7 protein-coding genes and 1 pseudogene are annotated in these 11,913 nt (G+C 40.7%); all 8 read right to left on the bottom strand.

What is annotated here, in order from left to right; all coding sequences use genetic code 11:
• Window positions 1–92: 92 nt before the first annotated feature.
• A pseudogene (locus AC58P7_RS23080) lies at window positions 93–266 on the bottom strand (glycoside hydrolase N-terminal domain-containing protein); the annotation flags it as partial.
• 139 nt (window positions 267–405) lie between these two features.
• Entirely contained in the window at window positions 406–2,208 is a 1,803-nt protein-coding gene (locus AC58P7_RS23075) for an alpha-1,3-galactosidase-related protein (protein WP_497347042.1), read from the bottom strand.
• A 96-nt stretch (window positions 2,209–2,304) separates the two neighbouring features.
• Window positions 2,305–4,386: an endo-alpha-N-acetylgalactosaminidase family protein gene (locus tag AC58P7_RS23070; RefSeq protein WP_497347040.1), complete on the bottom strand. Its 2,082-nt coding sequence runs from the start codon at window positions 4,384–4,386 to the stop codon at window positions 2,305–2,307.
• 95 nt (window positions 4,387–4,481) lie between these two features.
• Window positions 4,482–6,149, bottom strand: coding sequence for an extracellular solute-binding protein (locus tag AC58P7_RS23065; protein WP_497347038.1), 1,668 nt, complete (start codon window positions 6,147–6,149; stop codon window positions 4,482–4,484).
• Between the two features lie 74 nt (window positions 6,150–6,223).
• Window positions 6,224–7,117, bottom strand: coding sequence for a carbohydrate ABC transporter permease (locus AC58P7_RS23060; RefSeq protein WP_497347036.1), 894 nt, complete (start codon window positions 7,115–7,117; stop codon window positions 6,224–6,226).
• Window positions 7,118–7,141: 24 nt separating this feature from the next.
• Window positions 7,142–8,089, bottom strand: coding sequence for an ABC transporter permease (locus AC58P7_RS23055; RefSeq protein WP_497347034.1), 948 nt, complete (start codon window positions 8,087–8,089; stop codon window positions 7,142–7,144).
• A 158-nt stretch (window positions 8,090–8,247) separates the two neighbouring features.
• The gene (locus AC58P7_RS23050; RefSeq protein WP_497347032.1) at window positions 8,248–10,029 is read right to left on the bottom strand and encodes a sensor histidine kinase; all 1,782 of its coding nucleotides are present in this window, start codon (window positions 10,027–10,029) and stop codon (window positions 8,248–8,250) included.
• On the bottom strand, window positions 10,022–11,656 hold the full coding sequence (locus AC58P7_RS23045; protein ID WP_497347103.1) for a response regulator: 1,635 nt from the start codon (window positions 11,654–11,656) through the stop codon (window positions 10,022–10,024). The genes AC58P7_RS23050 and AC58P7_RS23045 overlap by 8 nt, the downstream gene beginning before the upstream one ends.
• Window positions 11,657–11,913: the final 257 nt, after the last annotated feature.

The following is an 11,913-nucleotide window of genomic DNA, read 5'->3' as shown; positions in this document are numbered from 1 at the left end:
TGATTACCTTTCACTGTTGGAAAGCAGATCATCCCATTGTCAAAAGCTTCTGTATGAATGGGAACATCGGCATCCCATACCACGATATTTCCATCCTTAGCCCGCGGATTGTTCCAGTCCTTTGGAGGACCAGACCATAACGTATCTTCATTTAATTGGAGAAGCTCCTTTTCCATGCCACCGAAGATCATGGCGCCAAGCCGTCCATTACCGATGGGCAATGCTTCTGTCCATTCTTTGGCAGCAGCCGTGTATCTAAGTTCCATTTCAAATCCACTCCTTCACCCAAATTAAAAGTTAAATGCCTCTGTTCAATCCCTAACGGTTAAGTGACCTTCTAATCATCGTCAGATGAATAGAAGGTCACTTAACAAGCAGCGTTTTTGGAACAAGCCTCTGGAATACCTATCTTCTAATCACCATGAACTGCTCTGCCGGTTGGACCGATACGGCATCGGGTGCCATCTGTTGTAATCGGATGGTCCGGTTCAAGCCGTCGTCGTCAAAAAAGTTGTCCTTGATTATAACTTCGCTGCAGGCAGTCAGGCTAATCACATCGGTTATCATTGGGGATTGCGAGAACTTGACTGAACTCGTGATCGTATTATCAGCAAAAGTCAAGTATCGTGTACTCTTGGCGTCCATCACTACCACGTCCTTCATTTCAAACCGATTGCGCTCAATAACAATATTCTGATGAACAGGTTGGTCAGACCGTACTTCCGTATTCTCCGGGCTGATGGAGATTACTGGATGTCCGGGTTCTCCGCATTCGACGAAGACATTGTTGCGAATTATCAAATGCTCCACTCTACCGGACTCATACCAATTCTCAGCATCGTCGGCGACTAGAATAGCGCTCATTGTCATACGATCGAATATATTGTCTGCGATCAATACCTTTTTACGTGTTGTCACCAATACACCGCGAGTAGGAATTTGGGCCATATAGTTGTTTACAATCTCAACTTCCGGCGTCCATGTCACATTTTCAATCACATCGTCATTCAAAATTCCTTCAGGTGCTTGTCCTTCTAGTGTCACTAGAATCTCACGAGGGTTAACGAGCTTAGCAGAAGCAACCGTAGCGCTGGAATAAGCTCTAAGTGAATCAGCACGCACGAATTCGATCTCATCTCCGGGGAAGAACGCATCATAGCCATAACTCTGCGCATGCATAAATCTAAGACGCACCTGATTGTGAGCGGTTTTCTCTATCACACGCAGATGTGTACCATGCACATTGATTACATCGTCGTGAGCCCCAACGAACCTGCTGTTTGCAATCCTTATCGTCCCACGGCAGCTAGAAAAATGAACGCAGTCTGCAAAAGCAGCGACCGTGCGTCCAGTCTCCGGACGCGGTGCCACGTTCATGCTATCGAACAATAGGTTCTCACTGAACTGGCAAACGATCCCTAGTCCATGCATAAAGTGCATGCCCACATTTCGCCAGACGATATTCCTGCTCCTGAGAACGAATGCACCAACCTGATCTCGTATGCCGTCGCGTGTTTGTAGAATGTAACCGGGTGCAATGAAGGGTATGCAATCATCTTCATAATGGAAACGCAATTGTCCAGGTTCGAGTTCTTCAACATACAATGCCAGATCTAATAGATTATCGATCCGCCATGTCCTATTGGCCGTGTGATCGTAAGCCTGCATAGGACCACTGCTAAAGCTCCAGTCATCACCTACCCAAAAAAGCTTGCCATTTTGAATGTTATAGCGGCTATCATGGTGAACTCTGACATCTAGATAACCTTTTCCTGCTGCCTCTACCTTCATTTCTACAACGGTCGGTAGTTCATAGTCCATATTAAGGTTTTGGATCGTGATATTCTCGCACTCCTCTAGTGCGAACGTCGTTAGCTTGCTATGAAAGACGAATAAGGAGCCGTTGCCCTCGAGTGTGACATTCGTTAACCCTTTGATAAGAATGCCGATCGTTTTCGTGACATCCGGATTTTCTTCCTCACTGGTTGTGTTGGAGATATAATAGGGTAATCTGGCTGCATGTTCAACGTAGAAGTCATACCTTCCCTTCAAGCAATTCACTACAACAGGGCCATTAATATGTAACGCGGCCTCAAGTGCTTGCTGCATAGAGATTACCGTATCTTTTCTCGAATCCGGAATTCCTCCAAAATCGGAGAGATGAATGACAGTTGGCTCAAGGCCTGACATATCTTCAGATGTAAGCATCGATGGGATCATCCTTTGCGTATATACAAGGAAACGCTTCTCTTAAAAAGATGAACATTCCTTTGATCGATTCAAATCGATTAGTAATTTTATTCTTCACGTCAGCGCTGATCCCTGTGCAATTTTCTCAAGAATAACAGGAATATGCGGGTCTAGTCTCAGATGGATTGAGCTTTCATCACGTACATATTCGGCTGCTTCACGCCCGCCGTCCTTCGTTAACCGAAATGCGGCAATATCGGCATTCATCCAATCCTCAGGCAGTCGCCAGTCCCTATCCACCCCGTTTCGGCTGTATAGGTAGATACGGTCGTCAAGCGGAATACACCTGTTGTCGTCATCCGCAATGATAATTTCCCCCCAATGGACCATCAGCCGATTCGCAATTTTGTCAATCCGCACATTCACGCCGTCTGCATAGCGGATAAACACGTTGTTCTCGTCCTCACGCAGTTCTACCATTTCGCGCTGTAAATAGAACTGATAGAGAATTGAACCGAGATAAATCAAATCGACGATCCGGGTCCAACTCATTTCGAAATCGTTAGACTGGAACTCATTTCCATCCAATTTCGTCGGTTCGCCGCGGTATAGGATGTCGGCATCGATGGATGCGCCTTTGCCCCATGTCGTTGCGTTCATATCGAAACTGCCTCCACCGACAATTTTCCCATGGTACTGCAGCGACGGAGAAAAATGCCAGTATGCGCTGAAAATCCCGCTATCCTCAATAGGCATTCCATTCTGTCCTTCTGTAGATACATCAATCCCTCTTTCTTTAAAATACGTAAGGATTGGCTTCATCCCGCATATCAGTTCTTCCAAAGGACCGATATATTCGCTCCCGTCCCAGCTTGCGTTTGTATTTCTAAATGCGTCCAAATGAACTGTATGCTCCACAGGAATAAGATCTAAAAACGCATCCAAACGCTTAAATACATGTCCACTCTCGACATCCTTGGTATGATTAATATGGAATACGCGATGATCAACGCTACCATCCATATCAGGATCCTTCTGATCGATCCAAACACGAGCTGCTCCGTCGGGATCACGGCTTAGGATAGCTGGATTCCAATCCGAAGAATCGACATAGGCATCGTCCACGTTGATATGGTAACTAATTGTACAACAATAGTCATCCTTAGCTATTCGAATAAGCTCTAACAATTCTTCACGGGCTCTATCCGGATTCACAGCAAGCTTGGTATTGATACAATTTAGTGAAGGATAGCCAGTATCATGCCCCTCAAACTGCCAACCAACCAAATACACAATTTGTGGAATCCCATTTGTTATATTATGAATCTGACGTATAATATCAAGCGTCTCCTGAAATGTTGTCAATACACCCTTCTTCTTTTCCGCACAAAAAATCTTATACCAGATAGCCTCTTTATAAATGGGATTGGCATCTGGATAATGTCTGTTCAGCCATAGCTGATAGTCACATTCGTCCGCTTTACCATCTCCATTAATATCTGTTAATAACACTACCTTTATCTCTAATGGCTCCATTGTCTGATTACGCACCCGATACTGGTAAGTATTTAGGCTAATTGTGTAACGAACCGATCTATTTGAATGAGCACCCTGTCCCGACACCTCACTAAGCAGCGGAATGACCGGATAATTGCTGTAAACAAAGCAGCATACATCATCATTGAACACACAAGTATGCATAGTAGGCACAGCGTGTCCATCCGCAATGGCGTCTTGAATACTCGCTTTCAATTGCTTTCTGTCATATAACCCTCTTCCGCCGCCAGGAATCAATTTCCAGCTTTTTTGTTGAATCTCTGAGCGAGCAAAAGTAAATGCATCTTGATCACAAGTAAGCAAAGGTTGGTCAATCCAATCCAATCGCTCCAAACAAAAAGACGTATCCTCCACAACACGCCATTTCATAACAAGCTCATTATTTTCCAATCGATATTCGATAGCTAATTTGAGATCCGATTCTTTTAAATGCAAGCTGTAGGAAACCGTTAGCAGATCAGCCATGTGCATCGCATGCACATCCCATTCTTCCCAATGCGTCACTTTCCCATTTACAGCTAGTTTACCTTCTGCGCTGCTGCCCTGCATCACGACTCCAGTTAACTTATGTTTATATGCCTTAACCCCAGGCCATCCATACAAATGCATAGTCAAATGCTCATTCTCTAATGTAAACATACCCTTTACCTCCAAATGTTTAATCTTCATGCTGTCAGAAAAAGAAAAGAGAGGAAACCGTTTGTGTATCCTGCTTCCTCTCTCACATATTTAATTTATTTACTGCCTAGTTTAGCCTTTAATTCCCCATATTGTTTGGTATACTCGGCTTCTAACTTGGCAATGCCAAGATCATCAGCTTTCTTCTCAAATTCAGCGAATAAGGAATCAAATTCTCCTGTAGATTGAGCAAAGATCAACTTAGTTAAATAGGTTTGTTTTAAAGTCTTAATTTTAGCATCAATTACCCCTAAATCGCTTGCGCTGTCAATACTAAAATTAAATTCGGGATAATATTTCATTTTGGGGGACATCAATTTATCGTAAGCCACTTTTTTCGGATCCTGTGGACTCCACTGTACCGTGTTGGATATAGCCCAGTTCGAAATCAAAACAATATGCTCACCGAATCCAACTTGATTCCATGTACCGTTCCAGTCTTTGTTCAAGGCGTCATTAAAGCTCTTTGTAAAGGTTGGCTTGCCTTGCGGATAATAATCATTAGGTACGGATTTGTTATAGAAGAAATGCGGACCATTTGCAATATCCTTGAAATCATCTGCGCTTGTTCCTTCTACACCAAAGGAGAAATCAACCTGTCCTTCTTTAGAAGCCGCATATTCCAATAATTTCATCGTGCGCTCTGGATTTTTATTACTTTTTGGGATTACCAACGCCATCCAACCTTTTGGAATAGATGGAGAGATGTAGCTGCTGAACGGCTGAAGCATTTCAAACTTGGTTTTCGGATTGTCTTTAGGCGGTGCGGAATTCTCAGCGGCTGAATTCAAAGCTGAGACAATGGAATCACCAGCAGCCACTTTTTGCGCTGTAACATCACCAGTGTTAACAAAGGATTCCTTCGTTAATAATCCATTGCTAGCCATAGTAAAGCCGAACTTAATCATTTCTTTCCAAGCTGGATCATGAATTGTATTCTTAACTTCATTGCCGCTTACATAATAAGGTGTGATACCGAATTGAGGTAAGAACCAATTCAAATCATCTGAATGCTGCCCTTTATCGCCGAGATAAGGGATCTTGTCAGGATGTTTCTTAGCCATTTCCTTAAGTGCAGTTAGAAATTTCTCAGGACTCGATGTATCCGGACGTCCAATTTCATCGTAGTAATCTTTACGTACTACAAGTTGCGGCAACCAAACAGGCGCCAATCCAGCATTTTTCTTTGCTTCTTCTAAATATTTTTGCGTCTGATATCCGGATACCAGTTTATAAGTTTTACCGTCTTTTTCCTTGAAATTGGTCAATAGCTCGGGTCCATACTGCTCATTCAAGGTGGTACGCAGGTTTGGTGCATACTTATCAATCAACTCATCCATGGAATACAAGTAATTACCATCAATTAATTTCTGAAGCATTTTATTCCCCGTATCGACCACCATAACATCAGGCAAGCTATTGCTCGCTATCATCAATGAAATATCTTTACCATCGCTATCATCTTGCACAGGCTTCTTAACATTGAAGCTTACTCCCGTCTTAGCCGTAATCCGTTTGGCTCCAGCACCAGTCCAATCACTATACCAAGCACGGTCTGAGTATAGGCTCTGTGTTAAAGGGGAATTACCAGCTTTTGCGCTTGCTTCAGGCACTGTGGACGTTTTTGGTACCACAGTATCCTCTTTCTTTGCACAACCTGCAAACATGGTCATCATAGAACATGCAATCAGTAATACGGATAAGCTTTTAAATGAGTTCTTCATTGTAAACTTCCTCCCCTTATTTTATATATCAATAGGCTAATATGAGCCTCTGACACAATGTTCAAGCTGTCACTTTAGGCTTTGATGGCTCCAACCATCATGCCCTGCACGAAGTATTTCTGGATAAAGGGATAAACGATCGTAATCGGTATCACAGTTACAATCAACGTTGCATATTTAATCGCCAGCAGCGTCGATAGAGGGTCAACTCTCATGTTAGGCGGCAGGTTTTGCATTTTATCAACAATCGTGGTATCCGATAGCATGCGTACAATAATTGTTGGCAATGTCCATAACTGCTGGTTCGAAACAAAGTAAGCTGAGCTAAACCAATCGTTCCAATGATTCACTGCGACGAACAAAGACACTGTTGCAAGCACCGGCTTAGATAATGGAAGAATGATCCGTAAGAAAATATAGAAATCGCCTCCACCATCCACCTTGGCAGATTCCTCAAGCTCCGCAGGCATCTCTCGAAAGAACGCCATTAGCAGAAGCGCATTATAAATATTGAACAAAGACGGTATAATGTATACCCAGAATGAATTCAACAAATGTAGATTTCGCAATAACAGATAGGTAGGTATTAACCCACCGCTTATATACATTGTAATTAGGCCAAAAAGTGAATAAAACTTCCTAAACATTAAACGCTCTTTGGAAAGTGCATAGGCCGCAATAGCTGTAAACAACACGCCAGTAATAGTACCAATTAAGGTTCGTGCAATTGTAATAAGAAACGAATGCAAGAGCTGCGGGTCTTTAAAAACAACGCCATAATTAGCAAAGGTAAATTGTCGCGGATATAAGTATAGATTACCGCTTGCCGCATCCACTGGATCATTTAACGAGTAAATCAATAGATAATAAATCGGATAAAAGGCTGCAAAAAGCACGATTATGGAAATGACAATTACAGCACTATTTACGACCTTGTCTTCTGTGGTTAGCTTAATTTGTGATCGCATTGCAGTCACTCCCGTACAGTTAAATTAAAACAAACGATTGCCGGACACTTTACCGGAGAACCAATTGGCAATTAATACGAGAATCAAAGACGCCACAGCTTGAAAGGAACTTACTGCTGTCGCATACGAATATCGCGTTAACTCCAAGCCCATTTGCAAAGAGTAATACTCAATTACATAAGAAGTTTCTTTATTAAATGAATTGCCAAGTAAAATCGATTGATCCAGATTACCGTTAAACAAGGTGCCAATTTTCAAAATAAAGAGGATTGCAAATAATGGAATAAGGTTCGGTAATGTGATATGTGTAATCTTCTTGATCCGATTTGCCCCGTCCATTGTAGCAGCCTCATATAATTCGGGATTGATTCCCGATATTGCAGCTAAATAAATGATTGCTCCCCAACCAACTTCTTTCCACATACTTACTAGTAGTGATAAAGGTCTATACAATCCCGGCTCCGTCCAGAATTGAATCGGATGCTGTACAAGATGAAGTAACAGTAGCGATTGATTGACAATCCCTTTGTCATCTAGAAGAAAAATCCACATCGAAGCTACCATGGCGAACGATATGAAATAAGGCAAATAACTTGTCGTTTGCACAATTTTTTTCAACCGCAAAAATGGAATTTCATTCATAACTAAAGCAAATAACAAAGGAGCAGGGAAAACTACAACCAAATATAGGGAACTTAGAATAACTGTATTTTTCATTGCTGTGTAGAAGGTAGGATCTGAGAACATCTCGGTGAAATTTTTAAGACCAACGAACGGACTTCCCAAGAATCCAGAGGTAATACTGAAATTCTGAAAGGCAATTATATTTCCAGTAATAGGGATATAAGCAAATACGAGCAGAAAAACCATGCTTGGCAGAACCATCATTTGCAAAGATAGTTGGGACTTAAATAGTTTAAATGAGTCCTTGCGCTTCTGTTTGCGGGGTATACTAAATTCGTTCTCGTTCATAGTGTCTTCCCTCCTGTAAAATAGGATACCATCCATGTTCTCTCTTTCATATGAGACAGATCTAAGCTTTTCTGATACAAATCTAATGTGAATAAAAAAGAGATGACTCTGTTATTAGAGTCATCTCTTGAGTCATCTCTTTTCTGCATATTAGCTTACTACTCTAGCTCCGTAGTATTTTCAGGTAAAATTGGATGTAACAGCACAATCGTCGTGCCTCGATTCAACTCGCTTTGCACCTCCAACCCATAAGGCTCGCCAAAATATAGCCTTAAACGCTCATGAACATTAATCAGTCCTACTCCGCCTTCATTGTCTCTTTTCATTTCTGATAATGGATCAAACAACGTTTTTTTGACATCGTCGGTAATGCCAGGCCCATTGTCTGTGATCCTAAAGCAAATACTATCCTCATTTTTTGTTCCTTGAATAATGATGATTCCGGCATCTCCTTTGTTGGCAATCCCATGACGAATAGCATTTTCAACTAAAGGTTGGAGAATGAGGCGCATGATTGGAAGCGCAAGAATTTCATCTTCAATCATAAATGTGACTCGTATGGGACTCGTATGCCTTGCCTTCTCTATTTGAATATAGGAGTTCAAGAGCTCTAATTCTCTATTTACCTGTGTAAACTCTTTGCCACGGTTCAAACTGAGGCGGAATAGTGTGCTTAATGAAGTAACGATCTCACTAATCTCAGCGATATGATGCGCTTCGGCCTTCCAACGTATTGTATCCAAGGTATTGTAAAGAAAATGAGGATTAATCTGATAAGCTAACACCTTAAACTCCAGCTGTTTTTTACGTTTTTCCGAATCCTTCGTTTCCTGAATCAATTTGTGAATCTCGCTAATCATATTATGCATACCACGATATAACCATCCAACCTCATCATTCCTTGCGGCGAACTTCGAGCTTGCTATGGTTGTTTCATTGAAGTTATTTCTTGCGATCGTTTTCATTTGACGAACAAGCGTTGATATCGGAGTTGTATATTTAACCGTAAGATAGCCAACGAGTAAAATTGCAAGAACGAAATAAAAAATAAGAAAAGATAAGGTTAATTTATTTAAGATTGAAACCGGATTATTCAAATCCCTCGTAGGTGTAATGCTAACAAGTTTTAGTTCATTATCGAATAATTCGGACATATTAACTAACGATTCTTTCCCATTATATTGCATTGTCTTTGAATTGAGAGAATCAAGAAGCGCATTCTTCAAGTCCTGATCAAGGTCCTGATTATCATATTTTCCATCCGTGCTGTAGATAATCTGATTATCCTTGCTCAGCAGCATGATTTTTTGATTCTGAAACTGCTTGATTGGGTATATAAAATCTGCAAGGACAGACGGTCGAATGTCCATACTAACTACGCCGATAGGGTTAAAGTTCCTTAGACTGTGAAGTCTTTTGACACTGCTGAATGTAGGCTGGATGAACAAGCTTGGTTGATCGGCAGGAACGAAAACCTTCCAGAAGGGGCGGCCTTGCTGAACGATTTCCTTAAACCACGACTCATTTTCAATATTCGTCAGACCGTAGATCGATCTCATATATGTTATATGTTTTGCTGGTTCTAAGGGCAGCAACCGTATTTTAAATAGTTTATTTGAATAATTAACCGTATCTGTATAGGATAATAACTTATCCGCATAGGAAATATCATCCAAATTATTCTGTGGGACACTGAACAAGGCTTGTAATTCATCAGAAGCCATCAGTTTATCTTGTTCATTGAGCACATAACGAAAAAAATGATCCAAGCTTTTTCCCGTTTGAACAACAGCAACACGATTGGCAATTTGAATTGTCTGTTCTGATTTGTAAAGCGCTATATACCCTACCAATCCAAAAGGAAGCACAATGAGAATAAAAAAAACAAACATGAACCTATAGCGCATAGACAGTTGGTGGCCTAGTGATCGCTCAGTCATCAATTTGAATCCCTTTCAGGTTGCGATATTCTTTGGGTGTATAGCCGCATCTCTTTTTAAATAATTTCGAAAAATATACCGTATCCTTATAACCAACTTCGTTACTGATTTGATATATTTTTAAGCTTATATCTTGGAGTAATAACTTTGCCTTTTCTATTCTCATATGGGTCACATGCTCCAACAATGTAGTTCCATAATGTTTTTTAAATAACGTGCTTAACCATTCTGGCGTGATAAATACGTACTCAGCGACCGCTTGAATCGTGATTTGTTCTGTAAAATGCGCTTGTATATAACCTTCTGCTTTTTGGAGAATTTGATTATGGGCATTACCATGCAGTTCTGAATTCACTTGTATTAGATAGCTTAATACTTGCGGTTGTAGTGCCTCCATGGTATCGAAAGACTCAATTTTCTCCCAGATTACGAGAGGATTTTTCTTCCACTCCTCTTGCTTCCACCCCGCCTTTCTCGCTTCGTCAAAAATTTCAAGCAACCACTCAAACACACGATGATGTAAATCTCTAAGCTGAGTGACCCCCCATTCCCTAATCATTACTGGAAAATAGGCTATAGCTTCTTGAACATCTTGTTCTTCTCCATGCTTCAATAAATCAACCAAAGCTTTAGCTTCCATCAGAAGATCAATTTCTCTGGGTTGTTGCATCCCCTCCAGTTCAAATTCGTCTGAAGGTTCTGGGTTTCCGTAAATCTTGATATGCGTTAATCTCAAAAGTGCTTCCTCATATAAAGCATGTAACGATTCCAAAGAACCCTCTGAGGTAATAACGATACTCGCACTCACCTTAACATACATTTTCATACGAGCATGCAGCAAGGCTTTAAAATCATTTAACCATTGAAAAAATGTAATAGCCTGGGGTTGATTTACCCCCAAAATTACAATCCATTTATCTTCGAGAGTTGAACGAAAAAAAACATAACTCCCTGCACTTTTACTATGTTCTTTCAATGAATGCTCCAAAACATTACCAATAGCAAACAGGATCCGATTCTTCTCACTCCCTGCTTTCCCCTGCTGTGAATAAGACTTTAAGTTATCTGCTTCGAGCACCATCATTAACAGATTAGTGTGGCACAACCAATTAAGATTGCACTGCTGCAATTGATGTAACAATTGTGGTTCTAGAACCGAGCTCAATGGATGCTCTATCATTCCTTGCAGTAAGGTTTCTCTTAATTTAGGGATAACATCCTCAATCATACTGAGATTATATTGCTGCTGCTCTTCTCTCTCTAACACAGATATCGTTTTTATAATAACCTGTTTCAATTCAGTCATATTGACAGGCTTAAGCAAATAGTCGATTACACCATAGTTCATAGCTTTACGAGCGAACTGAAAATCATCATAGCCGCTAATAATAATCACTTTCCCTGTGAATGACAATTCCCCGTGCAGCTTTTGAATAAATTCCATGCCAGACATACGCTTCATTTTAATATCTGTGATCACTAAACGAATATCCGGCTCTTGTTTAATAATTTCCATACCAGATAGACCGTCATCAGCATCGAAAACAAACTCAATCCCTAATTCATTCCAGATCGAATGATTCAACATGCCTCTGCGAATTTCCAACTCATCTTCAACAATCAGCACTTTATACAAGGTTGTCACCACTTATTTTAAGATTTTTAATGCCTATCCTAAAGTATTTGAATGCATATAGCAATAATAATATGGTTTTGATGCAAGAAATGAATATAACAAACCAAATGTATGAAACGCAGTGTAAAGTTTGATGCATCGTCCCTTGCCATACTAAAATTGATCCAATATATCCCGGCAAAGAAGTTTCTATGCAGCAGTGTCTGCGGAACGATACTAAGAAATATTGTTTGAATATATAAAATGAT

It is taken from the genome of Paenibacillus sp. J22FR5, assembly GCF_059691975.1.
The sequence above is the reverse complement of the archived record's forward strand: the minus strand, read 5'-3'. Positions and strand labels throughout refer to the sequence as shown.